Genomic DNA, 24,033 nt, shown 5'->3' with positions numbered 1-24,033 from the left:
ACGAAGGGTCAGCGACGCACGCTCGTCAACCCACCTACGCCGTGGTGGCCAGCAACCGCTGGAGCACGTCGTTGATGGTGATGAGCCCGACCGCGCGGCCGTCATCGGTGACCAGCGCGAGGTGGGCGCGCTGTTCCCGCATGGCGGTGAGCGTCTCGTACACCGGCTGAGCCGACTCGACGCTCAGGACCGGGCGCATGAGCTCGGCCGCCGTGGCACCCGGTGCCGCACTGAGGCTGTCGCGCACGTGCACGACGCCACGGACGGGCGCACCCGGCGCGTCGTCGCGGACGAGCAGGCGCAGGTGCCCCGAGGTGCGGCCGGCCGTCTGGATTCGATCGGCGTCCGCGGACGGGCCGACGACAGCCAGATGGTCGTTGGGTGTCACGACGTCGCCGACGGTCAGCGACTCCAGTTCCAACGCGCTGGTCAGGTGTGCGTGGTACCGCTCGTCGAGCGTGCCCACGGTGGCCGAATGCTCCACCAGGTGACGCAGGGCGTCGCTGTCCTGTCCGGTCGCGACCTGATCCACCGGTTCCACACCGACGCGTTTGAGGCACCAGTTGGCGAGGTGGTTGAGCTGCACGATGAACGGACGCGTCACCCACATGAAGGCGCGCATCGGGATCGCGAGCATGATCGCCGACTTCTCGGGGTGCGCGATGGCCCACGACTTCGGCGCCATCTCGCCCACGACGAGGTGCAGGAACGTCACGATGATCAGGGCCAGGACGAAGCCGATCACATCGGCCGACCAGTACGGCAGGCCCCAGCCCGCGAAGAGCGGCGTGAGCCAGTAGTGCACGGCCGGTTTGGTGATCGAACCCAGTGCGAGCGTGCAGACCGTGATGCCGAGTTGCGACCCGGCGAGCAGCACCGACAGTTCCGACGCGCTGCGGAGCGCCGCGCGGGCGCTGCCGCTTGTCGCAGCCGCGTCCTCGAGACGGTGCCGCCGGGCGGCGATCAGTGCGAATTCGACCGCGACGAAGAAGGCGCTGGACGCGATCAGTGCGGCGGTGATGGCCGCGACGACCCACGGGTTATCCATTGTCGCTCTCCTCTCCGTCCGCGGCCGGGTTCGCCGCGCCGGCGCTCTTCTCGTCTGCGGGATTCCCGTTGTGGGCGACGTTTATCGACAACAGTGCGGGCACTCGCTTGTCCACCTCGAGCACCGTGGCCCGCACGGTTCGGGGTGGTGCCTCGTCGTTGTCGAGCAGGGTCGACGGGTCGGGGTCGATTGCGATCGTGACCGTGTCCCCGACTTCCGGGAGCCCGACGAACTCGGCGATCACCAGCCCGGCCATCGTCTCGTAGTCGCCTTCGGGCAGATCCCAGCCGACGGTCCGGGAGACCTCGTCGACGTGTGCGTCACCGCGGACGCGCCAGCCCTCGGGGCTTTCTTCGATTGCGATGGTCGCCTCGGAGTCGTGTTCGTCGTCGATCTCGCCGACCAGTTCTTCGGCGATGTCCTCGGCGGTCACGACCCCGGCGAAGCCGCCGTATTCGTCGATGACCACTGCCATCTCGTCATGCGCGTCCGCGAGGTTCTCCAGGACCTCGGGCAGCGGGAGCGTCGAGGGCACCACCACGGCGGCACGACTGAGGTCGACCGCGGTGGCCGTCGGGTCAGCCTGCGGCGGTTGTTGTTTGAGTGCATGGGTCCACTCCAGGAGATCCTGCAGGTGGATCACACCACGCACCTCGCCGTCACCACCGGCCAGCACGGGGTACCGCGTGTGGCCGGTACTCATCAGTGTCAGCACGTCTCCGGCGGGCAGATCCGCATCGACATGGTCGGTGTTCGGTCGCGGGATCATGGCGTGTTCTGCTGTGCGCGTGGGGAATTCGAGTACTCGGTCGAGCAGGACGGAGAGATCGTCGGGCAGGTCGCCCGCATCCCGGGACTCCGCGACGATGTGCTCGAGGTCGCGGACCGACGCCGAATGCTCGACGTCGTGGACGGGTTCGATGCGCAACGCGCGGAGCAGCAGGTTCGACGATTTGTCGAACAATGCGATGAGCCATCCGAACACGGCGAGGTAGATCGTGGTCGACCGCGCGAGCCACCGTGCGACCGGCTCGGGCCGGGCGATGGCGAGGTTCTTGGGGAACAGCTCGCCGAAGACCATCTGCACGACGGTCGAGAAGATGATCGCGATGACCGTGCCGATCGCGACACCCACGCCCACCGGGATGCCGACGCCGCCCAGCAACTCGCCGACGCCGGAACCGATCAAGGGTTCGGCGACGTAACCGACGAGAAGGCCGGTGACGGTGATGCCCAGCTGAGCGCCGGAGAGCATGAAGGATGTGCGGCGGGTGACTGCGAGCGCGCGTTGCGCGGCGGCGTCACCGGCTTCGGCACGGGCTTTGAGGCGGGACCGGTCGACCGCCATGTAGCCGAATTCCTGGGCCACGAAGTAACCGGTGAGGGCGGTGATCAGGAAGACCACCAGGATTCCCAGTCCGATTCCGAGAACGGTCAACATGTGACCACCCCGGTGTCGGAACCGGGCGGAATGCCCGGGATATTCAGTTCAGAACAGGGGGCCGACTGGTGTCGTCGGCGTTTTCGGCGCTTTCCGCGTCTCATCGTCTCTCTCGCTGGTGCTCGGGTGTTTCATACCGGGTGCCGAGCGCTGAGGCATGTGGGTAAATGTCCGGTATGTGGTCCCAACGTACCCAACGCGCTGCGAGTTCCGCGAGACGCCCGGCGATCTTCTCCCGCCGACACCGCGTCCGCGTCCTCGGCCGATGAGCACCTCATCGCTGCGCGAGCAGGTCGCCGAAGCCGCTCGGCGGCTGGCCGCCGAAGGGCTCCTGATCGGCACCGCCGGCAACGTCTCGGCCCGCGCGGACGACCACCTCGCGATCACCGGGACCGGCATCGTCCTCGCGAACTGTTCGGCGGCTGACGTCACGGTCGTGTCCCTCGCCGGCGATGTCGTCGACGGGGCGATCGCGCCGTCCTCCGAGCTCGACCTGCACCTTCGCGTGTATGAGATGACGAGCGCGCAGGCGATCGTGCACACCCATGCCCCCTTCGGCACCGCGGTGGCCTGCGTCAGCGGGCTGACCTCGCTGCCGGTGCTGCACTACCAGCAGCTCGGCCTCGGTGGCGCCATACCGATCACGCCGTACGCGACGTTCGGCAGCCCCGAACTCGCCGAGCTCGTCGCCGCCGCCGTGGTCGACACCCAGGTCGCACTCATGGCGAACCACGGTTCGGTGGCGCGCGGCTCCAACCTGGCCCACGCGGTGGAGAACGCCCTGCTGCTGGAGTGGCTCGCGGCCCTCTTCCACCGGACCAGCAGCATGGGTCGGCCCCGCGAACTGACCGCCGACGAACAGCAGTCCACCGTCGCCCAGGCGATCCGGCTGGATTACGGGACCCCCGAGGAGAACCGCCCGTGACACCCGACTCGACGACGGCCGACCCGCTCACGATCGCGACCGTGGGTGTCCATGTGCTCGACATCCACGTCGTCGGGATCGACTCCATCCCCGAGGGCTCCGACGGCGCGCTCGTCGAGTCCATCGGCTTCTCCGCGGCCGGCACCGCGGGCGGCACCGCACTCGTTCTCAGTCGCCTGGGCGCCACGGTCCGGACCCATGGGGCGATCGGCGCCGATCCGATCGGGCGTTCGCTGACCGCGCTGCTCGACGCCGAAGCCGTCGACACGCGTGGGCTCGTCCCGAAGCCGGGGGTTCAGACGTCGTCGTCGGTGATCCCCGTGCGACCCAACGGGGATCGCCCCGCCTGGCATTGCATCGGGGCCAACGCGCAGTTCGTTCTCGACGACCTCGACCCGGGCGCGCTGGACGGGCTGGATCACCTGCACCTCGGCGGCCCGGAATTCCTCGGCGGTCCGGTGTCCGCCGAGCTCCTGGGGCGGGCCCGTGACCGCGGGATCTCGACATCGGCTGACCTTCTCTCGGGCGGCGACCCCGGGCTCCTCGAGTGGATCGGCGAGGCGCTTCCCCACCTCGACTACCTGTTGCCCAACGACGAGCAGACCCGCGGGTTGACCGGCTCGGACGACCCCGCGGACGGTGCACGACGGCTGCTGGACCGGGGCGTCGGATGCGTGGCACTCACGCGCGGCGCCCAGGGCGCGCTGGTCGTGACCGGCGACGATGTCATCGCCGTAGCCGCATTCCCGGTGGACGTCGTCGACACCACCGGGTGCGGTGACGCCTTCTCCGCCGGGTTCGTCACCGGCCGGCTCCGCGGACTCGACCTCGCCGACGCCGCCGAACTCGGTTGCGCGGTCGCCGCGCACGTCGCCCAGGGCATCGGGACCGCCGCGAACTCTTACGACCTCACCGCGATCGAGGCATTTCGGCAGTCGCGCGCCGCGGACTGAGCGCACGCCGAACTCGGTTTGGTGGCTCTCGCCTCGGGTAGGCGACCACCATGACAAGCAACAACGCACTTGACGGTTCCACCGTCGTCATCGCCGGGGCGTCCAGTGGATTCGGGCGCGGCGCCGCGGTTCGACTCGGCGAGCTCGGCGCGAACGTGGTGGTCGCGGCGCGCCGGACCACCGCGCTCGACGCGGTCGCCGCGGAGATCACTGCCAAGGGCGGGTCCGCACTGGCGGTGACCACCGATGTCAGCGACCCGCGTGCCGTCGCCCATCTCGCTTCCGCCGCGCTCGAACAGTTCGGGTCGATCGACGTCTGGGTGAACAACGTCGGCGTCGGCGCGGTCGGGTACTTCTGGGACATCCCGGTCGAGGACCACGCCCGTCTCGTCGACGTGAACCTGAAGGGCCTGATCTACGGCGCGCACGCGGCGCTGCGCGTCTTCCGGTCACAGGGGCGCGGCACGCTCATCAACGTGGGTTCGGTCGACAGCGAAGTGCCCATCGCGCTCCAGAACACCTATGCGGCAACCAAAGCGGCGGTGCGAAGCCTCGGGCATTCACTGAGCGAAGAACTGCGTATGGCCGGTGACGACGCCATCGAGGTCGGCACCATCATGCCGTGGGCGGTGGACACACCGTGGTGGGTTCACGCCGCCAATTACACCGGGCACGAACCGCGCATGTCCGCGATGGACGATCCGCGGATCGTGGTCGACGCGATCGTGGCCGCCTGCACCGACCCGAAACTGGACCAGCCGGTCGGCTACAAGGCCAAGGCCGCCAACGCTTCTCATCACCTCATGCCGGGACTCACCGAACGGTTCTCGGCGGCGACGGCAAAGTCCGAGACCGAGAAGGGAACTCCGGTCGAGCCGCACGCGGGGGCGATCCACGACCCGAACCCGGAGAGCACCGGGGTCGCCGGCGGCATCCGCGAACGGATGGTCGCCGAAGACTCCCGCTGACACCGGTCGGCCGTCGAGACCACCGACCGACGCGCAGCCCCTGTCGGTGGGTCGTGGTTCGATGCACTGACCGCCGGACGATCGGTCAGATCCACTCTTGACTCGAACATATTTTCGAGTACTCTGGTGTCATGTCATCGGGGGCGGGGGCCGGATCCACATCGGTGGATGCGTCGAACGATTCCGCCGAGCCGCGCTTTCGTCCCGACCATGAACTCTCCGCTGCTGAACTCGTCGAGGTTCTCAACCATTGCGCGGGCTTGGCGGCAGCGTCCGCGCATCGAATGATGGTCGTTGCCAGCCTCATTCACGACGAATGCGAGATGGACTACGCACAGCGGCGCGCCGAGACGCACAGCGGCGAACTCGACTCCATCGAAGCCTTCGAGCACCTGTCCGCGCGAGTGGCCGCTGGCGAGAACCCCTACGTGCAGTTCGGGCCCAACGGTCTCGAACAGGCCATCGCCGAAGTCGGTGCCACCCTCACCGTGACACCGGCCGAGGCGAAGGACCTCATCGAAGCCGGCGACGCACTGCGCTACCGACTCTGCTTCACCGGACACGCACTCGCGTGCGGTCGAATCGACAAGCGCCGCTTCCTCATCGCTCTCAAGCGCACCGATCTCATCACCGACGACGAAGAGATGCAGACCGTCGACGCCCATCTCGCCGAAGCGATCTTCGCCCGCGCACCGATGTCGACGGCCCGGTTCACCGCCATGGTCGATTCCATCGTCGCCAAGTGGGCGCCCGACGCGATCCGCCGACGCAAGGAACGGGTCGAGGGTGACCGCAAGGTGACGGTCACCCCCGATCGGTTCACGCCGGGACAGTCCCGGATCTCCGGAACGCTTCCCGATGCTGATGCCGCCGAGTTCGACGCCCGCCTGTCGTCGATGGCCCACGAGGTGCATGCCGGTGACCCTCGGACGCTCTCCAATCGCCGAGTCGACGCCCTCAAAGCACTCGCGCGGGGTGAAGCCGCCATCACCTGCCGATGCGACGACTGTCGGCCTGCCGCAACCGAACCCGACGCAGCACCAGATTTCGACGCCACGACATTGGATACCGTCGAGCCGCCTGCACCAGCTGCTGCGATGGTGGAGGCGGACACCGTCGTCGACCCGTCAGCCGACGTCGTTGTCGATGACCCGGCCGACCCGGCCGCCTCGGCGTCGGACTCGCCTGCGCCGCGGGCGACGTTTCACATCGTGGTGAACCTGTCGACCCTGATCGGTCTCGACGACGACCCCGCCTTCCTCGACCGCCACGGCGTCATCGACGCCGACGCCGCCCGAACACTCCTCGCCGAAGCCCGCCGCACCTACATCCATCCCGCGCCCGAAGCGCCACCGGTATCGCCTCCCGGCGCGGACAGTTCGACAACGCGATACACCCCGTCGAAGAAGCTGCAGGCCCTGGTGCGTGCCGGCGAACTGTGCTGCACCTTCCCCGGCTGCAACGCCCCGGTCTGGCAGATCGATCTCGACCACACCGAACCCTTCGACCACGCCGACCCGCGTCGCGGCGGCCCGACCGATGCGCGCAACCTCAAACCGCTGTGCCGGTTCCATCACCGCATCAAGACCTTCACCAGCTGGCAGGACCACCAAGACGAATTCCAGACCGCGTGGTTCACCACACCCACCGGTCACATGTTCGTCGGCAACGCCTTCAGCGGACGCGACCTGTTCAACAAGCTCTTCCCCCGGCGGCCACCCGATCACCCCGCCCGCGACCGACTCAACACGCAGCGTGACAACGGCTTCCGGCGCCAACAACGCGCCGAGAAGCGCTGGAACGACGCCAACCCGCCACCCTTCTAGACACCGCGCCGGTCAAGCAACACCGACGCGGTGGGCGCCGGCGTGAACGTGGTCATGCATCGTCGTACGTCAGCGAACGACAACCGAGAAGGTCATGACCTTGTAGGAGCTCCGTAGTAACGCCGGAGGAACTCGTCGCGGTACTCGGTGTATGTGCCGTTCTCGATCGCCTCGCGGGCACGGTCGACAAGAGTGACGATGAAGGACACGTTGTGCAGGGTCGCCAGCGTGGGACCGAGCCCTTCCTTCGCCTTGAACAGGTGGTGCAGGTAGGCCCGGCTGTACTGCGACGTGTAGTTCTCGACCTCGGGGTCGAGGGACCGGAAGTCACTGCGGTACTTGGCATTGGTGACGTTGTACCGGCCGTCGAGCGAGTAGATCGCGCCGTTGCGGGCGACCCGCGTCGGCGACACACAGTCGAAGGTGTCGACGCCGTTCTCGATGGCGGTGAAGATGTCGTCCGGTTCGCTGATCCCGAGCAGGTGTTTCGGCGAGTCCTCCGGCAGCTCGTCGTTCACCCACCCGACGATCGTGCCGAGGTTGTCCTTCTCGAGCGCGCCGCCGATACCGTAGCCGCCGAAGCCTTTTCCGCCGGCCGCGCGGTCCGCCTCGCTCAAGGCGACCAGATCGCGAGCGGCCTTGCGCCGCAGATCCTCGTACTGGGCGCCCTGGATGACACCCCACAGGGACTGCTGCGGCCGATGCGCGCGCTCGACGCTCAACCGGTTGTGTTCGACGAGGCAGCGGATCGCCCACAGCCGGGTTCGCTCGAGCGAATTCACCTGGTACTCGCGGGTGTTCATCAGCGTGGTCAACTCGTCGAAGGCGAAGATGATGTCGGCACCCAGCTGGTGCTGGATCTGCATCGACACCTCCGGGGTGAAGCGGTGCGCCGACCCGTCCAGGTGCGACTTGAAAGTGACCCCGTCGTCGTCGACCCGCGAGAGCCGTTCCTTGCCGTTCGCGGTCAGGTCGTCGTCGGGGGTTCCGGTGGCCTCCATCGAGATGACCTTCTTGAACCCGGCGCCCAGGGACATCACCTGGAAGCCGCCGCTGTCGGTGTAGGTGGGGCCACGCCAGTTCATGAAGGCCCCGAGCCCACCGGCCGCGTCGATGATCTCGGGGCCCGGCTGTAGATAGAGGTGGTACGCGTTGGCGAGCACGGCCTGCGCGCCGAGGGCGGAGACCGATTCCGGGAGGACCGTCTTGACCGTCGCCTTGGTACCGACGGGGACGAACGCGGGGGTGTGGATCGGCCCGTGCGGTGTGGTGATCGTCCCCGTGCGCCCGCGGGTGCCGGCGAGAGTGGTGCCGACGGCGTACGTGGGGTCGGCGATTTCGGTTCCGGTACTGCTCACGTCCAGCATCTTCGCAGGTCGAGCGCGCTCCTCCCAAACCGGCGGGACGCACCGACGACCCGTTCGGCTGGTACGACCACATTCGCTACCGTGGTGAACCATGTCGCGCAGAACTCGTCCCCCCGGTACCACCACGAGCCGCTCTCGCCGAACGATCCGAGTCGCCGCGGCGACCGTCGGGCTCACGGCAGCGATGTCGACACTTCTGGCATGCGGTGCGGAACAGGACGTGACCACCGCATCGTCGACCACCCAGTCCGGCGTCGCGGCGTCGGGACCGCAGTCCGCCGAACAACCCGCCACCTCACCACCGGTGGTCCCCGGCCGCAAGCCCGTGTCGACCTCCACGTCCAGCGCAGTCGCATCCGACGACTCGGACACCACCTGCGGCACCATCCCCGGTCCCGACGGCTCGCTGCGCGTGCTGGTACTGGCGGGGGACGTGGCCTGCGACTCGGCGACGAGCATCGCCACCCAGTACGGGCCGAAGATCGCGAGCGGCCAGCAGCAGTCGGTGGGCGGCTGGACCTGTGCTCCCTCTCAGCTCGAGGGCGTCCTCGCCGCCTGCCAGAAGGGCACCGCGGTCATCGGCTTCGCGCCGTAATTGCCCTTGTGCGTGCGTGTCACTCCTTACTCTTGCGGCCAGGGTCAGTCGTGGACGCCAGGGTTTCGGCGAGCGCGGGATCGGCTGCCGCAACGATCCGGCGGGCAGCTGAGCCCAGCTGTTCGAGCTGGGCCGCGTCCATGGCGTCGACGACGAGCCGCCGGACCTCTTCGACGTGCGTGGGCGCAATACGCTGGAGCTCCTGCCAGCCCGTCTCCGTCATGAGGACTTCGGTTCGCCGGCCGGCACCACCGCACGACCGGCGTTCCACCCAGCCGGCAGTCTCGAGGCGTGAGACGGCGTGCGACAACCGGGACAGTGACCCCTTGGCCTCAACAGCCAGATCGCTCATCACACTCACGCGCCCGGGAGCTTCCGACAAGGACACCATCACGCTGTACTCGTAGAAGTTGATTCCGCCGACCTGCTTCAACTGTGTGTCGAGCTTTCCGGGCAGGGTCATCAACACTGCGACCAGGGATGCCCAATCGCGCTGCTGGTCGAGAGAAAGCCACACGTCATCGTGCGCATCCGAGGGGTCGGTCACCTGACCATGCTAGCCAACTTGAATATTCAACATCGGCGCGTATGGTTCAACTTGCACGTTCAAGTTCATGCCGACCCAAGGAGATCCACATGACCCTGTTCCGTCTCGACGCCAGCATCCGAGTCGAGGGATCACACAGCCGCGCGATCGCCGACATCGTCGAGGAGGAGTGGAAGGCGGGGCATCCCGACGATCGGATCATCCGGCGCCACGTCGGCACCGACCCGATCCCCTCGTCGACCTGGGCAACAGCTGCCTTCGCCGGCAACACTCCGGAAGATCAGCGATCACCCGAGCAACGCGACGCGCTGGGTGTCGCGGCCGAACTCGCTGATGAGCTGATCGCCGCCGACGCCCTCCTGTTCGCTGTTCCGCTGTACAACTTCGGGGTGTCCCAGCACTTCAAGACCTGGGTCGACACCGTCATCACCGACCCACGCTTCAACCCGGCCGCCGCTCCGGTTCTCGCGGGCAAGCCCGCCGTGCTCGTGACGGTCCAAGGCGGCAACTACGCGGCCGGGACACCGCGCGAGGGCTGGGATCACGCGACCGGATGGATGCGTCGCATCCTTGCCGATGTCTGGGGCCTGGAGCTCGAGGTCGTCGAGACCGCGTTCACGCTCGTCGGTGAGAATCCGGCGCTCGACGCATTCACCGACCTCGCCGCCACGCTCCGTGGCGACGCCGAGCAACTCGCTCGGAAGCACGGACAGACACTGGGAGCCGCTTGATCACTGAGCACGGTCCGGTCGAGTAGCTTCAGCCGGCCTGTCGGAGGTATCGATGCCGATGCTCGCTACAGCCGACCGTCAACCAATGTTGACGGGTCGCGGAAACGCGGGCACGCTGGGCTACATGAGGACTGGACTGGACAGCGGCAGCGACGAGACGCCGATCGAGCAACTCGCCCGAGTCGCAGACTGGCGACGCGAGATCGCCCGCGAGGAAGAGGTCGCGGTGCGGCGTGCACGCCTGGCGGGACTTTCGTGGGCGGAGATCGGCACTCTCCTCGGAACGACGAAGCAGGCGATGCACAAGAAGTACCGCCGGGTCGGCTGAGGGTCTCGCCGCCGGACCAAGGCGAATCAATTGATCTGTGGCACGGTCTGCAATCAGCCGACGCCCCCGACATCGGTGGAGCCCGACGCACCTGCTCCGGCCGCACCGCCGACGCTGACCGCGCCTGGGGTCCGCTCTGCGGGACGCACGTAACTTGAGGTGTCATTCATCAGTGCTGTTGATGATCGTCGGCCCAGTGCTCCGGTGTCCGCACCGACAAGACTTGCTCGGTCTGCGCGATCTGGTTGTGACGCAACCAGAAAGCCCACCGTCACCGTCGGCGTAGCAGGGTTCGTGGCGAGATCGTCGGGGTCACGGGTGTGCTGTGTCGGTACCAGCGGCGGTCGATTGCGAATGCGATGGTCAGCGCCAGCAGTCCCACGCCGATGAGCATTGCGGTGCCGTAGACGCCGAGATCGCGGGGAGCGATATCGATGAGGATCAGAGCGGCGAGCAGGGTCAAGCTGGGCCAGCGCCAGTACACCGCTGCGGTGGCCAGCGCCCAGGGCAGCAACGACCACACTCCGATGTAGCCCAGGTACAGGTAGGGGATCAGCCGGGCAGCCACCAGGATGGGTAGTGCGAGCATGGTGGGCACGCGGTAGTAGCGCAGCACCGTGGCCGGGATCGCCACCGTCAGCAGCACGTGCGCCACGGTTGTGGAGATGCTGTGAACCCAGTCCGACGGCGCGTTCTCATAGGCAGCGTCGGTGAAGGTGTTGATCAGGTCCCACTCCCGGAGCAGCCCGCTGAGCACATCGGAGCCGACGATCCCGCACACGATCACCGCGAGGGAGCCCACCATCGCCGCAACGGGTGCGGTCCGCTGCACCCAGGGCCAGTTCCGCACCGAGAACCACCAGCCCGGGCACCCCACCATCATCACCGCCACCCCGATGAACAGCAGCAGCGACCACGCCGTCATGGCCTCCTCCCAGCCACCCCATTCAGCCACCTGGGCTTGATCCCAGACCAGTCCGTTGTCCCCGGCATAGTCCACCGCGAGCACGAGATTGCCGGGGAACGCTGCGACGTAGGCGACCACGACGGTCGCGGCGAGGATCACCGCCTGTCGCCGGCGGGCGCGTCGCAGCCCTGCCCGACGCTGCCGATCTACCGCACCGTCGGCCGCGACATTCTCACCAGGCCGGCCGTCGCCGGTCTCACCCGGCGGGTGCGGCCTCGGCGCGGGGGCGGGATTAGTGGTGGGGTCGGTGTGGTCAGGTTCCCGGTGTGGGGAGTGTGTGGGCGGGTTCGGCGTCGGGGTGCGACGCCGGCGCCGGTTGTGCTCGATCGTGGTTCCGACACCCACACCGATCACTCCACCCAGCACCGCGCATATTGCGGCGGTCACAACCACCGCGAAAGCCATCGAGAAGGCGACGGCCCCAGGGTTATGGGGGGTCGGGATCGCTCCCCCGTAGTCCCACATGAGTTGGTCGGGGTCTAGGCCGTGATCGACGACGACGTACCCGGCGAGCACCACCACACCAGACACGAAACTTGCCGCCGCGCCGGCTGCCAGGCACCACGCCCGGATCTTCGTCACCCGTCACCCCGTTTCGGTGGATTGTTGGTTGTGCCTACTGGATGGTGGAGGTCGTTGTGGGAGTGCGCCGTCGCGTCGTAGCGGCGGTGCGCGAGTAGGCCGATCAACACGCCGACGAGGGCGCCGATCGCTGCCAGCACCAGCGCGACGATGACGATGCCCAGCGCAAAGCCGAGCTGGTAGCTGGGGCCTCCGTAGATCGGCGGATTGACGAAGAGGGATCGGACCGACAGGGCGCCTCCCAGAATGAAGCCCCCGACCGCTCCCCAAAATGCATAGCGGGACAGTCTTTTCGGCGCGTTCGTGCTCACTGCTGGGTTCCTCTGCTTGTGGTTCGGGCACAACAACTCACGGCGACCCGGCGAGTCGCCGGGCGGGGTGAGGTCAGCCCGGGGAGGGCCGGCCGATGTCGTCGGGCCGGTCGGTGGCGCGGCGTTGCTCGCGCACGGCTTGGCGTTGCTGTTCGGCGCGATCGCGCAACTGCTGGAGGAATTGCCGGTCCGCTTCGGGGTCTGCGGGAATGTAGCGGCCGGGCCGGTCGTATTCGGGGAACTCGCTGGCCGCACCCGAGTGCTGGCGCCGCGGGAGTTCGTCAGCGGCGGGGCGTCCGATGGCCAGCCAGAGCAGCGCCCCCACGAGCGGGATCATGACGACCAGCAGCACCCACCCGAATTTGGGCAGTCCGCGCACCGCGGCGTCGTCGGTGGTGATGATGTCGATGAGCGCGGCCACCAACACGACCAGATAGATCAACCCGAGATACGGCATTCCACTCCCCCTGTCGGCCCGCAGGTCACCAGATCTGCTGAACCCACAACGGCTGACCGTTCAGGCTCTTGGAACGATCGACGTACACCGCGAGCACCACGCGCCCACCCGGATGGGCGGCGGCCTCGGAGATCACCTGTTGGCCGGTCACGTTGTTCCAGATGGTGCGTTTGGACGGTCGGTAGTAGGACCCGGCCCGATAGCGGGAGTCGTCTTCGAGGACGACACCCCAGTTGTCGTTGCCCAGAACGGCATTGATGACATGCCCGGCGCCGAGCTGGGCGGCGGTCACGGTGTCGGCGTGGCTGAGTTCGATGATCACCACGTTCGGGTTCGCCGTCTCGACGATGCGGGCGGCCTGCGCGGATGGGCCGGCCACCACTGCCCCACCGGTGGCCACCGCGACACTGAGCAGCACACCGGCGACCGCGGTCCGCATACCCGACTTCGACACCTTCACAGCATTCCCCTTCATGAACCCCGACATTGCTGTGGTGAATATACCTGGTGAGGGCTGTGCCGTCGTCGGTCCGGGCTCGATGAGGTGCACGTCACTGACAAGTCGGCGCTTAGGCGGTCGTGCCTGGTGACCTCGATCGATGAGCTACGCCTAGACGAGAGGTATGACCGCTCGTGAACGCCACGTCCATCACAGTCACCGTGCGTCGATAGCGAAGGCCTCGGCCGGTCCGGGTCGTCGAGGATCGTAGTGACTGATCGTGGGTGACCACCACAACGACCCGGCCGCCAGGACCTCGTGGCCGAGGCCGGCCAGAGCGACATCGCCGTCGGCGGACACCCGAAGACGGATGGTCAGGGCGTTCCGATCGGGTCACGTCCCATCCCGCAGTGGTGGGGTGACGGTGATCGCGTCATCACGATCCCGTCGGCGTCACCGCTGATCACGGCCAGTAGCCGCAAGGCCCACTGTGGGGCCACCAGCACGGTGGCCCAAACGTAGAACGGTGTCATCCGCAGCTCGGCGGCCACCAGCACGATCGCCACCGCAAGCCACACCGCCGGAGCGAGGACGACCGATATCAGTGCACTGCACACTCGTGACATCACAGGCCCCCGTCGCCGGGTGCGGATGCGTCACCGCTCATTCAGGCCCTGCGGCGCGCACGGCGTTGCGCGGGGTCGCTGTAGAGGCGCTGCGATCCGGATCCGGCGGCGGCCTGCACACTCGGGGTGACCAACCCGGTGCGAGCCCGGTAGTCGAGCTGGCGGTAGGTGACGCCGACGGTCTCCAGCACCCGGTAACCGGTCGTGGGGGTGTCGATCGAGGGCACAGTGAACAGCTCGTCGAACGAGCCCGCGGCGGAGGTGCCGACAGTTCCGACCAGGGCACCGGCGGGCAGTGGACACGCGGCGCCGGCCCCGGACACGGTGGTCGATCGAAAAGGGTATGAAACGGTTTTAAGTTGTGGCGCAACATTTTTCGCTGCTACAAGCCACGCAGTCAGCGGTGTCAATCGTGCCGCCGTCAACCAACGGCCCGTTTCACCACACATATCGGGACCGCATGCGCACATCCAGTTCGAGAATCAGCTCGTCGCCTTCGGTGCCCGGCACGCAAGGGCAGGGAACACTTCGTCGCGCAGCAAGGGAGCGATCAGTCCGGCGTGGCGTTCCGGATTGAGCCATTGCACCTCAGCAATTTCGGCAGCAGGTCTCGCGTTCGGGGTCTCCGGGTACTGGTACACAGTCGCGACAACTCTTTGTCCGGGCTCGTTAGCTGCCGGAGCGGTGAAACTGCCCAGGATCGTCAGTTTCGCCGGATCGAGCGTCACTTCGAGTTCTTCCGCGACCTCCCGGACCGCGGCGTCCAGCGGCGATTCGGAATCAGCGATTTTTCCGCCGGGGAGCATGAACAACCGCGTGTTGGTCTTCCGGACGGTCAAAATACGCCCTACCGCGTCGTAGAAGACAACTGCGCCTACGGCAATATCCTCATTCGTCACCGCGCCAGAGTAAACCCGGGTGCCGATGAGCACCATGCGGTCAGATCATCCCAACTCGGTGCGCCCTCTGCAGCAGTTCCTCACGCGCCGGCGACGTTCCGACGACACCCTGGCTCAGTCGACGCGCGGGCGCCGGCGATGCGGGCGGCGAGGACGACACCTAGTCCACGCCCACCCGCGGTGAGCGGGTGGGCGCGGAAGTGGTCACCGATTATCACTCGGTTGGGACGACCGTGCCGTTGACGGTCACCTCGACCTTGTCAGTCGCTTCGGTCCAGGTGATCGTGCCGTGTTCGAAGGTCGACTCCTTGACTCCGGCCTTGTCGGTCTCGTCACTTGTGGCGACGCCCAGGGGCCCCTGCGAACCGCCCTTGCCGCTGGGGGTCGGGGTGCCGGAGTCGTCTCGCGGGACGTTCCAGGCGTCCCGGATCTTGCCCCAGGTGATGTACGCAGGAGTGCCGGCGTCGTCGTTCTTGGCGGTGATGACACCGCCGTCGAACTGCTGGAACACCACGCCATTCGAACCTTCGCCCGAGGTGTTGCTCCCGGTCAGGGGGGCTCCGAGATCGGCCTTCTGCGCCTCGGTCGCGGAGTCGTACTTAGCGGCGATCGATCCGATGAGGGTAACCTTCGCGCCGTCCTTGGCTGTCAGTTCCACCTTCTTGTCTCCGTCGGCGACCTCCGACTTCGCCGACGACACAGCCGATTCGGCCTTCGAGACCCCCGACTCGACCGCACCAGAGGCAGCCGACGACGCAGAGGACACACTGTCGTTGCTGTCGCCGCTGCAACCCGCAAGTCCGAGTGTTCCGATTGCCACCGCTGCCACGGTTCCGGCTAGGCGTCGCGTGATGCTGAGCTGCTTCATGGTTTCCTTCCGTTCGCTCTCCAACGCTCGTATCTATCCGGGCCAATTGGTGCCCGACCGAACCCTAGCCAATTCTGTCCACTGATGTAAATATTCTTTGATGTCGGGGTGCGATGGTGGCCTGCACCTCCCACAAACGCCGATGGGCCACTGCCGGTCGTTTTCTACATCCAGGCGTCGACGTCACCTCGGTGCGAGTCGCCGGCATGGTCCACGACTTCCTGCTCCTGGACAGCCTGCGGAACACCAAGGGCGCCGACGTCGCCCGCCATCTCGCGATCGACGCCCTGAAAACTGCTCTGCACTGAGACTTCTCCTGCACACGAGGGAGGGCGACATGCCCACACGCATTCTGAACGTCGTCACGAACGTCGGCCACTATGACGACCCCCAGCATCCGACCGGCTTGTGGCTCTCCGAACTCACCCACGCCTGGCACGTTTTCGGGGAACACGGTTTCGAGCAGACCCTCGTCAGCCCGGCCGGTGGGGTCGTACCGCTGGAACCGCGGGCACTCAAGTTCCCCAACTACGACAAGACCGCGAAAGCCTGGCGCGCCGACCCAGCCAAGATGGCGCTGCTGCAGAACACCCGTCGCCCCGACGAGATCGACTCCGCCGACTACGACGCCATCTACTTCACCGGCGGTCACGCCGTCATGTACGACTTCCTCGACAGCGACGGCCTGCAACGCATCACCCGCGAGATCTGGGAACGCGGTGGTGTCGTCTCCTCGGTCTGCCACGGCTACTGTGGCCTGCTCAATACCCGACTCTCCGACGGCTCCTACTTGATCGCCGGCAAGAAGATGACCGGATTCGCCTGGCGAGAAGAGAAACTCGCGCGAGTCGACAAGCTCGTGCCCTACAACGCCGAGGAAGCCGCCAAACAGCGCGGCGCTCTCTACGAAAAAGCCAGACTTCCGTTCGTCTCCTACGCCGTCGTCGACGGCAAACTCGTCACCGGCCAGAATCCGGGATCAGCCAAGGAAACCGCCGAGAAGGTCGCCGCGCTCCTGTGACATCCGCACCGTCGAGTGGATGGTGGCCGACGGCGTGCAGACCGCGGAACGATCTCCATCAGCGCAGCGCGGCCACGACCTGATCGGCCATCGCCTGCTGGCCACGCGCATTGGCGTGCATCGCCGGGAAACTGACCGCACCGAGCGTCGGCTCGACCCATCGCCGATCGCCCGCGCAGGCGTCGTGGCCGGCAGAGACCTTGGTCATGTCGACAAAGGTTGCGTGTGTGGCTGCCGCGGCGCGGCGCATGGCGTCGTTGAGGGTGGTGAAGACCCGGTGCAGGTATTCGGTGTCCCCGGGCGTCGTGAGCAACGACGCCGAGCAGAGCACAGAGCCTGCGGCCGGGAAGATCTGCGGATACCCGACGAGGACGACGCGGGCGCGCGGCGCGGCCCGGCCGACGAGGCGCAACGCGTCCACGAGGTCGGGGTAGGTCGAGGAGTTGACCTCGTCGACCAACGACGTGCCGAACTTGTCGCGGCACGGGGTCGCCGACAACGGCGCGGACAGCCATGCCTGCTGGCAGGCCGAGGTCGAGTCGCTGAACAGCCCGTTGTTGTTCGCGCCGATCGTCAGGGTGACCAGGCGGGTGGCCGGCCCGATCGCACTGATCTGCGGCCCCTGCCACCGATACTGTGACTTGGTCAGGTCTTCGGTCGTCGCGCCCGCGCAACTGACGTCGACGACCTGGGTCCCGCGTCGCTTGGCGACGAGACTGGAGTAGTTGACCTCCGAGTTCGAGCAGAACGTCGCCGCACTCGTCGCCTGGGGGAACACCGAAGCGCCTGCGCTGTAGCTGTCGCCGAGATTCACATACGGGTAACCGTCCGCCGCCTGGGCCCCGCCGGCCTGGACGAGTCCGGCGAGGAGAGCGACGACGATGGCCGCCCCGGTCAGCAGGGTTCGAATGCCGAGGCCTCGGCGAGGGCTGCGGCCATACGGCACGGGCATTCGGTGACTCCAGATCGTGGTGCGCGTGTTACTGGTGTTGCTGGTGATACCAACACTACCGGGCCGACGGCCCTCGCTCGACCTCCACCTACCCACGAGTCCGATCTGATACACACGTCAAGTTTCTTTGACGCCGACGCCTCGAGCTCGGAGCAGTAGAACTGTGCGCTTGACCCTCACGCGGCGTCAGGCAGCAGGGTTGTCGATGTGAGCGAGGAACAGCACACTTCGAAGGTGGAGATCAGGGAGCTGACCGTCGGTGTCGTCGCCGGCATGGTCGGCGTCAGCATCCGCACGCTGCATCACTACGACCAGATCGGTCTGGTGGTGCCGTCCGGGCGGACCCCGGCCGGATACCGCGTGTACGACGACACCGACGTCGAACGACTCCACCAGGTACTCACCTACCGCGAGTTGGGCTTTTCCCTCGAGCAGATAGCGGCCCTGCTCGACGACCCCGATGCGGACCCGCTGAGTCATCTCCAGACCCAGCGCGAGATCCTCACCGGTCGAATCGATCGCTTGCTCCGGATGGTCGCGGCACTGGAGGAGATGATGAACGCCAAGAAAAAGGGCATCGCCCTGTCGGCGGCCGAGCAGGCCGAGATCTTCGGGGACGACTGGCTCGGCGAGAAGTACGCCGCCGAAGCGGAGGAACGCTGGGGTGACACCGACGCGTGGAAGCAGAGTCGAACGCGGACCGCGGAATTCACAAAGGCCGAGTGGGAACAGATCAAGGACGAGACCGACGATCTCGAGCGCCGTCTCGCCGAGGCGATGCGTCGAGGAGTGGCACCGGGCACCGCGGAGGCCAACTCGCTCGCCGAGGAGCACCGCGCGCAGATCGGTCGGTTCTACGACTGCGACCACGCGATGCAGGTCTGCCTGGCCGACATGTACGTCGCGGACCCACGCTTCACCGCACACTACGACGAGCACGCGCCCGGGCTGGCCGCGTACCTGCAGGAGGTGATCCGGGCAAACGCAGGACAAGGGTGACGATCGCCGCCCGTCGGGCGTCGTGGTCGGTTAAATTACCTGTTCATGACCACTGACGAGGGTGTCCACAACCAGTCCGGTGGCGCGCGTGCCACAACCAACATCGGCGACGCGATGATCCTGCGGACCGTGTTCACCCGGACCGGCGAGGCGACCGAACTGCCCAAATTCGCCCTGGGCGACTCGATGTTGTTGCCGGAGACGGCATATCAGATCGTCCACGACGAGGCGATGCTCGACGGCAATGCGCGCCTCAACCTCGCGACCTTCGTGTCGACGTGGATGGACAGCGAGGCGCAGAAGCTGTACGCGGAAACCGTCGACAAGAACATGATCGACAAGGACGAGTATCCGCAGACCGCCGCGATCGAGGACCGGTGCTGGCGCATCCTCGCCGACCTCTGGCACAACCCCGACGTCGAGAATGCCATCGGCACCTCGACGATCGGGTCGTCGGAGGCCTGCATGCTGGGCGGGCTCGCCCTCAAGCGGCACTGGCAGACCCGACGCCGCGCCGAAGGCAAGTCGACCGAGAACCCCAACATCGTGCTGTCGACGGCGGTCCAGGTCTGCTGGGAGAAGTTCTGCAACTATTTCGAAGTGGAGCCGAAGTGGGTGCCGATCAGTCCCGACCACCTCGTGCTCGACGGTCATGAACTCGAGAAGTACGTGGACGAGAACACCATCGGGGTCGTCGCCATCATGGGGCAGACCTACACGGGCATGTACGAGCCGGTGACCGCGATCGCGGCGAAGCTCGACGAGATCCAGGCCGACACCGGCCTTGACGTCAAGATCCACATCGACGGCGCGTCGGGGGCGATGATCGCCCCCTTCTGCCAGCCCGATCTCGAGTGGGACTTCCGCGTCGACCGGGTCGTCTCGATCAACACCTCCGGCCACAAGTACGGTCTCGTCTACCCGGGCGTCGGGTGGATCGTGTGGCGCGACACCGAGGCACTGCCGGAGAGCATGGTGTTCCACTGCTCCTATCTCGGCGGCGACATGCCGACGCTGGCGTTGAACTTCTCCCGTCCCGGCGCGCAGGTCCTGCTGCAGTACTACATGTTCCTGCGGCTGGGTCGAGACGGCTTCACCCAGGTCCAGCAGGGTTCTCTCGATGTGGCGCAATGGCTTTCCGCGCAGATCGCCCAGATCGACGGGCTGGAGTTGGTCAGCAAGGGCGACACCATCCCGGTCTTCGCATGGAAACTGAAGGCCGGACACACCGAGAACTGGACGCTCTACGATCTGTCCGACCGGCTGCGCATGAAGGGATGGCTCGTCCCCGCGTACCCCATGGCCGACGACCTCGCCGACCTCACCGTGCAGCGAATCGTGGTGCGCGCCGGGCTGAGCCACGACCTCGCCCGGGCACTCATCGCCGACATCGAGACCGAGGTGTCGTTCCTCGACGGCCTCGAGAGCCCGATGCCGCGCGAGGGTGAAGGGTCACACTTCCACCACTGATTCTCGCCGGTTGAGCTGCCCCCTGCCGGTTGAGCTGCCCCCTGCCGGTCGAGCTGCCCCCCTGCCGGTTGAGCTTGTCGAAACCCCCCTCAGTCCAGCAGTGCCTGCGCCACGCGCTCGAGCGCGGCGACCCGGCTGCCCTTGACCAGGACCGCGGCCCCCTCCTCGAGGGCACCGAGTTCGGCTGCGACGCCGTCGACGTCGGACACGTGCCGGGCGGTGTCGCCGTAGCCGGTCTCGGCGACCGCGATGACCTCGACCCCGAGGTCACGGGCCTCGAGCGCGATCGCCTCATGCTGGGCCGGCGAATCGGCGCCCAGCTCGGCCATCGTGCCGAGGACCGCCACGCGGCGCGTCGCGGGCAGGGCGACCAGCGACCGCAGCGCTGCGGACATCGACGTCGGATTCGCGTTGTAGGCATCGTTCAGCACCACGACACCGCGTGACGAGGTCGCGAGTTCCATTCGGAGCCCGGACAATTGCGCGCCGAGCAGACCGGTCGCGATGTCGTCGACGGGGACCCCGAGACCTCCGCCGGCAGCCGCGGCGGCCAGTGCGTTCGGGACCTGATGCTCGCCGCGCGCGCCCAGCCGGACATCGGTGGACCCCCACGGGGTGTGCAGCCGGAACGATGCACGCAATTCGTCGTCCATGACGATGTCGGACGCGTACACATCGGCGTCCGGTGAGAGTCCGTAACGCAGGACGCGGGCCGAGGTGCGGTCGGCCATCGCCGCGACGTACCGGTGATCGGCGTTGAGAACGGCGATCCCATCGTTCGGAAGCGATTCCACCAGTTCACCTTTCGCTCGTGCGACCGACTCGATGTCGCCGAACAGTTCCAGGTGCACGCCTTCGACGCGGGTGATGACGCCGACCGTCGGACTACCGATGGAACACAGCAGGTCGATGTGCCCGATCCCGCGCGCCCCCATCTCGAGGACCACCGCCTCCACGTCGTCGGCGGCCGCAGCGAGGGTGATCGGGAGCCCGAGCTCGTTGTTGAACGACTTCTCGCTGGCTGCGGTCCGGTAGGTGGTGCTCAGCACCCCGGCGAGCAGGTCTTTGGTCGAGGTCTTGCCCACCGACCCGGTGATGCCCACCACGCGATCGGGGATCCGGGCGCGGACGGCTCGCCCGAGGTCGGCGAGCGCAAGCGCGGTGTCGGCGACACGGATGGCGGTCCCACCGACCGGATCGGTACGCGACGTGAGGTAGGCGGTCGCTCCGCCGTCGAGGGCCGCGAGGATGAAGTCATGGCCGTCGCGTTCGGCCACGATCGGCACGAACAGCTGCCCCGGCCGGACACTACGCGAGTCGATGCTCGCCCCGTCGATCTGCACGTCGGGGCCCAGGAGCTCCCCGCCCACGGCCTCCGCGACCTCGCTCGCTCTGAAATGCACGGTCTCACGCTAGCGGACGGGGCTCCCCTGCCGGCCGAGCCGGCGAAGAGCGCAGCGAGGAGCCGAGTCCCTGCCTGCTGAGCCGAGTCGAAGTCTCCCAGTACACGCCGAGAACCCGATTGCGCGGGGCCGTATCGTGGCAGTCATGTCTTCTCGGCCGTTGCGTCTGGTGGTTCTCTACGGCGGCGTCTCCGCCGAGCATGATGTGTCGCGGGTCACAGCCGCACATGTGCTGGCCGCGGCCGACCGGAGCAAGTACGACCTCGTCCCCATCGGCATCGCCAAGGACGGGGCCTGGCTGCGCAACGACAAGGCGATCGCGGCCGTCTCCGACGGGACGCCACTACCCGACACGCTCGAGGTCGCCGGGACCGTCGTCGACCCGCTCACCGAACTACGGGGTCACGCGGACGAGGCCATCACGGTCGTCCTTCCGCTTCTGCACGGGCCGCACGGTGAGGACGGCACCGTCCAGGGGATGTTGGAGCTGTTCAAGCTGCCATACGTGGGCGCGGGGGTGCTCTCGTCGGCGGTCTGCATGGACAAGGCGATGGCGAAGATCGTCGCCGAGCAGGCGGGCATCCCGCAGTGCCGCTGGGTCGAGTTCCGCGACGGCGTCGACGACCCGGAGACGATCACCACCCGCGCGATCGACGCCCTGGGACTCCCGGTGTTCGTCAAACCCGCGAACCTCGGCTCGTCCGTCGGCATCACCAAAGCCCACGACGAGGCCGAACTGGACGCGGCGATCAACGTGGCGCTCCGCTACGACAACGTGGTCATCATCGAAGAGGCCGTGACCGGACGCGAGATCGAGGTCGCCGTTCTCGGCGACACGGCGCCCGAGACCTCGGTACCGGGCGAGATCAAGCCGGGGAGCGAGTTCTACGACTACGAGGACAAGTACGTCACCGGCGCCGCCCAGCTGGTGATCCCCGCACCGGTGCCCGAGGCGGCCGCCGCCGAGGTTCGCGAACTCGCCGCGAAGACGTTCACCGCGATGCGATGCTCTGGAATGGCCCGCGTCGACTTCTTCTACGAGGAGTCCGGCCGCGGCTGGCTGCTCAACGAGGTCAACACCATCCCGGGATTCACCCCGGGATCGATGTATCCCAAACTGTGGGAAGCGACCGGCGTGTCCTACCCGGATCTGATCGATTCGCTGGTCACCTTCGCACTCGAGGTGCACCGCCGCCGCGTGGGGTTCTCCACCGAGCACTGACCCCGCGATCCGTGGCGGCGATGTGCACCTGGCACGCATGTTTTCCCCAGATCCCGAGGGTGTCGGGTTGTAGCATCACACCCGTGACCCACTCCCAGTCTGCGCGGGCCCTGCGGGTGCTGGTCTATTCCGACGACGCGCAGACCCGCGCGCAGGTCATCGGCGCGATCGGCAGCCGTCCGGATCCCCGTATCCCACCCGTCAGTTATATCGAGGTCGCCACGGCCCCAATGGTGTTCGCACAGCTCGACGCCGGTGTCGTCGACGCCGTGATCGCCGACGGTGAGGCCACCCCGGCCGGTGGCATGGGCCTGGCCAAGCAGATGAAGGACGAACTCGATCCCGCTCCGCCGGTGCTGGTCCTCCTCGGGCGTGCCGACGACCGGTGGCTCGCGGACTGGTCCCGCGCCGACGCCGTGGCCGTCCTGCCCGTCGACCCGATCGCCCTCCCGCGTGCGTTCGTCGACATGATCGGAAACGCCGAACTCTAGAAAACAGTGACTCGCGCCACACACTCACCTAGGCTTGTGTTGCAGCTCACATTCGTACTGGCGGACCAGATCGGCCGGCGGCACGGATAGGACGAACACCCGGGCCGGCCGCGCCGAACAGGAGCACTCCGGTCGCCACAAGCGAGGAGGGGTCCGCGCTTTGAACGCCTACGTCCCGATCATGATCCTCGGGGCAATCGGCGTGGCGTTTGCCGTTTTCAGCGTCTTCATCGGCATCGCGATCGGCCCGAAACGGTACAACCGCGCCAAACTCGAGCCGTACGAGTGCGGCATCGAGCCGGTCGAACAGAGCCTGCTCTACCCGACGCGTCGCACCGCGGGCGGCACGGTGGCGACCGGCTCGATCCAGCGCGTGCCGGTCAAGTACTACCTCACCGCGATGCTCTTCATCATCTTCGATATCGAGATCGTGTTCCTCTACCCGTGGGCCGTCGCCTTCGACTCGCTCGGGTGGTTCGGCCTCATGGCCATGCTCCTGTTCATCGTCAACGTGTCCGTCGCCTACGCCTACGAATGGCGTCGCGGCGGACTGACTTGGGATTGACAGCTTTTCGCACGATTCGACACCGGAAGGAG

The 24,033-nt window shown here is 67.1% G+C and carries 29 protein-coding genes; 14 read left to right on the top strand and 15 right to left on the bottom strand.

What is annotated here, in order from left to right; genetic code table 11:
- Nucleotides 1-34: 34 nt before the first annotated feature.
- Both CA982_RS01155 and CA982_RS01150 read right to left on the bottom strand, forming a co-directional pair.
- Nucleotides 35-1,048: a hemolysin family protein gene (locus CA982_RS01155; protein ID WP_086533499.1), complete on the bottom strand. Its 1,014-nt coding sequence runs from the start codon at nt 1,046-1,048 to the stop codon at nt 35-37.
- Nucleotides 1,041-2,489 carry a hemolysin family protein gene (locus CA982_RS01150; protein WP_086533498.1) on the bottom strand — a complete coding sequence of 483 codons (1,449 nt, stop codon included), beginning with the start codon at nt 2,487-2,489 and terminating at the stop codon, nt 1,041-1,043. The genes CA982_RS01155 and CA982_RS01150 overlap by 8 nt, the downstream gene beginning before the upstream one ends.
- Nucleotides 2,490-2,754: 265 nt before the next feature.
- On the opposite strand from CA982_RS01150, the gene CA982_RS01145 reads away from it, so the two are divergent.
- From CA982_RS01145 to CA982_RS01130, 4 genes are all read left to right on the top strand, one after another.
- Nucleotides 2,755-3,414, top strand: coding sequence for a class II aldolase/adducin family protein (locus tag CA982_RS01145; protein ID WP_086533497.1), 660 nt, complete (start codon nt 2,755-2,757; stop codon nt 3,412-3,414).
- Nucleotides 3,411-4,367: a carbohydrate kinase family protein gene (locus tag CA982_RS01140; protein WP_086533496.1), complete on the top strand. Its 957-nt coding sequence runs from the start codon at nt 3,411-3,413 to the stop codon at nt 4,365-4,367. Before CA982_RS01145 ends, CA982_RS01140 begins: the two co-directional genes overlap by 4 nt.
- Before the next feature lie 50 nt (nt 4,368-4,417).
- The gene (locus CA982_RS01135) at nt 4,418-5,335 is read left to right on the top strand and encodes an SDR family NAD(P)-dependent oxidoreductase (protein WP_086533495.1); all 918 of its coding nucleotides are present in this window, start codon (nt 4,418-4,420) and stop codon (nt 5,333-5,335) included.
- 323 nt (nt 5,336-5,658) lie between these two features.
- Nucleotides 5,659-7,161: an HNH endonuclease signature motif containing protein gene (locus tag CA982_RS01130; RefSeq protein ID WP_244176082.1), complete on the top strand. Its 1,503-nt coding sequence runs from the start codon at nt 5,659-5,661 to the stop codon at nt 7,159-7,161.
- Between the two features lie 92 nt (nt 7,162-7,253).
- Here the strand turns inward: CA982_RS01130 and tgt are convergent, their stop codons facing one another.
- Nucleotides 7,254-8,528 (bottom strand): tRNA guanosine(34) transglycosylase Tgt, encoded by a 1,275-nt coding sequence (gene tgt, locus CA982_RS01125; RefSeq protein ID WP_086533493.1) that lies wholly within the window; start codon nt 8,526-8,528, stop codon nt 7,254-7,256.
- 220 nt (nt 8,529-8,748) lie between these two features.
- Between tgt and CA982_RS01120 the strand changes: the two genes are divergently transcribed.
- Nucleotides 8,749-9,123: a hypothetical protein gene (locus CA982_RS01120; protein WP_341865011.1), complete on the top strand. Its 375-nt coding sequence runs from the start codon at nt 8,749-8,751 to the stop codon at nt 9,121-9,123.
- Nucleotides 9,124-9,142: 19 nt separating this feature from the next.
- Here the strand turns inward: CA982_RS01120 and CA982_RS01115 are convergent, their stop codons facing one another.
- The gene (locus CA982_RS01115; RefSeq protein WP_208617847.1) at nt 9,143-9,670 is read right to left on the bottom strand and encodes a MarR family winged helix-turn-helix transcriptional regulator; all 528 of its coding nucleotides are present in this window, start codon (nt 9,668-9,670) and stop codon (nt 9,143-9,145) included.
- An 89-nt stretch (nt 9,671-9,759) separates the two neighbouring features.
- On the opposite strand from CA982_RS01115, the gene CA982_RS01110 reads away from it, so the two are divergent.
- Nucleotides 9,760-10,401 (top strand): FMN-dependent NADH-azoreductase, encoded by a 642-nt coding sequence (locus tag CA982_RS01110; protein ID WP_086533491.1) that lies wholly within the window; start codon nt 9,760-9,762, stop codon nt 10,399-10,401.
- Between the two features lie 124 nt (nt 10,402-10,525).
- The gene (locus tag CA982_RS01105; protein WP_086533625.1) at nt 10,526-10,729 is read left to right on the top strand and encodes a hypothetical protein; all 204 of its coding nucleotides are present in this window, start codon (nt 10,526-10,528) and stop codon (nt 10,727-10,729) included.
- Nucleotides 10,730-11,000: 271 nt separating this feature from the next.
- Here CA982_RS01105 and CA982_RS01100 read toward each other — a convergent pair whose 3' ends face one another.
- The 9 genes from CA982_RS01100 to CA982_RS01065 all read right to left on the bottom strand — a co-directional run bounded on the left by CA982_RS01100 (nt 11,001) and on the right by CA982_RS01065 (nt 15,878).
- Nucleotides 11,001-12,278: a hypothetical protein gene (locus CA982_RS01100; RefSeq protein WP_086533490.1), complete on the bottom strand. Its 1,278-nt coding sequence runs from the start codon at nt 12,276-12,278 to the stop codon at nt 11,001-11,003.
- Complete coding sequence (locus CA982_RS01095) at nt 12,275-12,589, bottom strand: hypothetical protein (RefSeq protein ID WP_086533489.1); 315 nt, start codon at nt 12,587-12,589, stop codon at nt 12,275-12,277. Before CA982_RS01095 ends, CA982_RS01100 begins: the two co-directional genes overlap by 4 nt.
- Nucleotides 12,590-12,662: 73 nt before the next feature.
- Nucleotides 12,663-13,046 (bottom strand): PLD nuclease N-terminal domain-containing protein, encoded by a 384-nt coding sequence (locus CA982_RS01090; protein WP_086533488.1) that lies wholly within the window; start codon nt 13,044-13,046, stop codon nt 12,663-12,665.
- Between the two features lie 25 nt (nt 13,047-13,071).
- Nucleotides 13,072-13,521: a hypothetical protein gene (locus CA982_RS01085; protein WP_143412508.1), complete on the bottom strand. Its 450-nt coding sequence runs from the start codon at nt 13,519-13,521 to the stop codon at nt 13,072-13,074.
- 180 nt (nt 13,522-13,701) lie between these two features.
- Nucleotides 13,702-13,845, bottom strand: a complete 144-nt coding sequence (locus tag CA982_RS26530) for a hypothetical protein (protein WP_158097785.1) — start codon at nt 13,843-13,845, stop codon at nt 13,702-13,704.
- 14 nt (nt 13,846-13,859) lie between these two features.
- A complete protein-coding gene (locus CA982_RS01080) occupies nt 13,860-14,111 on the bottom strand; it encodes a hypothetical protein (RefSeq protein WP_143412507.1) in 252 nt (83 codons plus the stop codon).
- A 41-nt stretch (nt 14,112-14,152) separates the two neighbouring features.
- Nucleotides 14,153-14,434: a MerR family transcriptional regulator gene (locus CA982_RS27150; protein ID WP_425269012.1), complete on the bottom strand. Its 282-nt coding sequence runs from the start codon at nt 14,432-14,434 to the stop codon at nt 14,153-14,155.
- Between the two features lie 159 nt (nt 14,435-14,593).
- Nucleotides 14,594-15,046: an NUDIX hydrolase gene (locus CA982_RS01070; protein ID WP_086533485.1), complete on the bottom strand. Its 453-nt coding sequence runs from the start codon at nt 15,044-15,046 to the stop codon at nt 14,594-14,596.
- 178 nt (nt 15,047-15,224) lie between these two features.
- Nucleotides 15,225-15,878, bottom strand: coding sequence for an LGFP repeat-containing protein (locus CA982_RS01065; protein ID WP_086533484.1), 654 nt, complete (start codon nt 15,876-15,878; stop codon nt 15,225-15,227).
- A gap of 116 nt (nt 15,879-15,994) precedes the next feature.
- Between CA982_RS01065 and CA982_RS01060 the strand changes: the two genes are divergently transcribed.
- Nucleotides 15,995-16,186, top strand: a complete 192-nt coding sequence (locus CA982_RS01060) for a hypothetical protein (protein WP_244176081.1) — start codon at nt 15,995-15,997, stop codon at nt 16,184-16,186.
- A gap of 29 nt (nt 16,187-16,215) precedes the next feature.
- Nucleotides 16,216-16,899, top strand: coding sequence for a type 1 glutamine amidotransferase domain-containing protein (locus CA982_RS01055; protein WP_086533482.1), 684 nt, complete (start codon nt 16,216-16,218; stop codon nt 16,897-16,899).
- 58 nt (nt 16,900-16,957) lie between these two features.
- On the opposite strand, the gene CA982_RS01050 is transcribed toward CA982_RS01055, so the two are convergent.
- Complete coding sequence (locus CA982_RS01050; RefSeq protein WP_086533481.1) at nt 16,958-17,851, bottom strand: SGNH/GDSL hydrolase family protein; 894 nt, start codon at nt 17,849-17,851, stop codon at nt 16,958-16,960.
- A gap of 234 nt (nt 17,852-18,085) precedes the next feature.
- Here CA982_RS01050 and CA982_RS01045 point away from each other — a divergent pair, with 234 nt between their 5' ends.
- Together CA982_RS01045 and gad are read left to right on the top strand one after the other, a co-directional pair.
- The gene (locus CA982_RS01045; RefSeq protein ID WP_086533624.1) at nt 18,086-18,850 is read left to right on the top strand and encodes a MerR family transcriptional regulator; all 765 of its coding nucleotides are present in this window, start codon (nt 18,086-18,088) and stop codon (nt 18,848-18,850) included.
- A gap of 45 nt (nt 18,851-18,895) precedes the next feature.
- The gene (gene gad, locus CA982_RS01040) at nt 18,896-20,320 is read left to right on the top strand and encodes a glutamate decarboxylase (protein ID WP_086533480.1); all 1,425 of its coding nucleotides are present in this window, start codon (nt 18,896-18,898) and stop codon (nt 20,318-20,320) included.
- 89 nt (nt 20,321-20,409) lie between these two features.
- Here the strand turns inward: gad and CA982_RS01035 are convergent, their stop codons facing one another.
- The gene (locus tag CA982_RS01035) at nt 20,410-21,723 is read right to left on the bottom strand and encodes a UDP-N-acetylmuramoyl-tripeptide--D-alanyl-D-alanine ligase (protein WP_208617846.1); all 1,314 of its coding nucleotides are present in this window, start codon (nt 21,721-21,723) and stop codon (nt 20,410-20,412) included.
- Between the two features lie 145 nt (nt 21,724-21,868).
- Here CA982_RS01035 and CA982_RS01030 point away from each other — a divergent pair, with 145 nt between their 5' ends.
- The 3 genes from CA982_RS01030 (at nt 21,869) to CA982_RS01020 (ending at nt 24,001) form a co-directional block, all read left to right on the top strand.
- A complete protein-coding gene (locus CA982_RS01030; protein ID WP_086533479.1) occupies nt 21,869-22,945 on the top strand; it encodes a D-alanine--D-alanine ligase family protein in 1,077 nt (358 codons plus the stop codon).
- Between the two features lie 83 nt (nt 22,946-23,028).
- The gene (locus CA982_RS01025; RefSeq protein WP_086533478.1) at nt 23,029-23,436 is read left to right on the top strand and encodes a hypothetical protein; all 408 of its coding nucleotides are present in this window, start codon (nt 23,029-23,031) and stop codon (nt 23,434-23,436) included.
- A 160-nt stretch (nt 23,437-23,596) separates the two neighbouring features.
- Nucleotides 23,597-24,001: an NADH-quinone oxidoreductase subunit A gene (locus tag CA982_RS01020; protein ID WP_086533477.1), complete on the top strand. Its 405-nt coding sequence runs from the start codon at nt 23,597-23,599 to the stop codon at nt 23,999-24,001.
- The last annotated feature ends 32 nt before the right edge of the window (nt 24,002-24,033 follow it).

Origin of the sequence: Gordonia lacunae (genome assembly GCF_002149015.1) — a bacterium.
Taxonomy (GTDB): Bacteria; Actinomycetota; Actinomycetes; order Mycobacteriales; family Mycobacteriaceae; genus Gordonia; species Gordonia lacunae.
Note: the sequence above shows the minus strand (reverse complement) of the source record. Positions and strands in the feature narration are given on the sequence as shown.

What these genes read in the sequence shown, in the direction of transcription:
- CA982_RS01090 (WP_086533488.1), bottom strand. Translation starts at nt 13,046, where the DNA reads ATGCCGTATCTCGGGTTGATCTATCTGGTCGTGTTGGTGGCCGCGCTC.
- CA982_RS01050 (WP_086533481.1), bottom strand. Translation starts at nt 17,851, where the DNA reads ATGCCCGTGCCGTATGGCCGCAGCCCTCGCCGAGGCCTCGGCATTCGA.
- CA982_RS01135 (WP_086533495.1), top strand. Translation starts at nt 4,418, where the DNA reads ATGACAAGCAACAACGCACTTGACGGTTCCACCGTCGTCATCGCCGGG.
- CA982_RS01070 (WP_086533485.1), bottom strand. Translation starts at nt 15,046, where the DNA reads ATGGTGCTCATCGGCACCCGGGTTTACTCTGGCGCGGTGACGAATGAG.
- CA982_RS01150 (WP_086533498.1), bottom strand. Translation starts at nt 2,489, where the DNA reads ATGTTGACCGTTCTCGGAATCGGACTGGGAATCCTGGTGGTCTTCCTG.
- CA982_RS01065 (WP_086533484.1), bottom strand. Translation starts at nt 15,878, where the DNA reads ATGAAGCAGCTCAGCATCACGCGACGCCTAGCCGGAACCGTGGCAGCG.
- CA982_RS01110 (WP_086533491.1), top strand. Translation starts at nt 9,760, where the DNA reads ATGACCCTGTTCCGTCTCGACGCCAGCATCCGAGTCGAGGGATCACAC.
- CA982_RS01080 (WP_143412507.1), bottom strand. Translation starts at nt 14,111, where the DNA reads ATGTCACGAGTGTGCAGTGCACTGATATCGGTCGTCCTCGCTCCGGCG.
- CA982_RS01155 (WP_086533499.1), bottom strand. Translation starts at nt 1,048, where the DNA reads ATGGATAACCCGTGGGTCGTCGCGGCCATCACCGCCGCACTGATCGCG.
- CA982_RS01085 (WP_143412508.1), bottom strand. Translation starts at nt 13,521, where the DNA reads ATGAAGGGGAATGCTGTGAAGGTGTCGAAGTCGGGTATGCGGACCGCG.
- CA982_RS01055 (WP_086533482.1), top strand. Translation starts at nt 16,216, where the DNA reads ATGCCCACACGCATTCTGAACGTCGTCACGAACGTCGGCCACTATGAC.
- gad (WP_086533480.1), top strand. Translation starts at nt 18,896, where the DNA reads ATGACCACTGACGAGGGTGTCCACAACCAGTCCGGTGGCGCGCGTGCC.
- CA982_RS01030 (WP_086533479.1), top strand. Translation starts at nt 21,869, where the DNA reads ATGTCTTCTCGGCCGTTGCGTCTGGTGGTTCTCTACGGCGGCGTCTCC.
- CA982_RS01130 (WP_244176082.1), top strand. Translation starts at nt 5,659, where the DNA reads ATGGACTACGCACAGCGGCGCGCCGAGACGCACAGCGGCGAACTCGAC.
- CA982_RS01145 (WP_086533497.1), top strand. Translation starts at nt 2,755, where the DNA reads ATGAGCACCTCATCGCTGCGCGAGCAGGTCGCCGAAGCCGCTCGGCGG.
- CA982_RS01105 (WP_086533625.1), top strand. Translation starts at nt 10,526, where the DNA reads ATGAGGACTGGACTGGACAGCGGCAGCGACGAGACGCCGATCGAGCAA.
- tgt (WP_086533493.1), bottom strand. Translation starts at nt 8,528, where the DNA reads ATGCTGGACGTGAGCAGTACCGGAACCGAAATCGCCGACCCCACGTAC.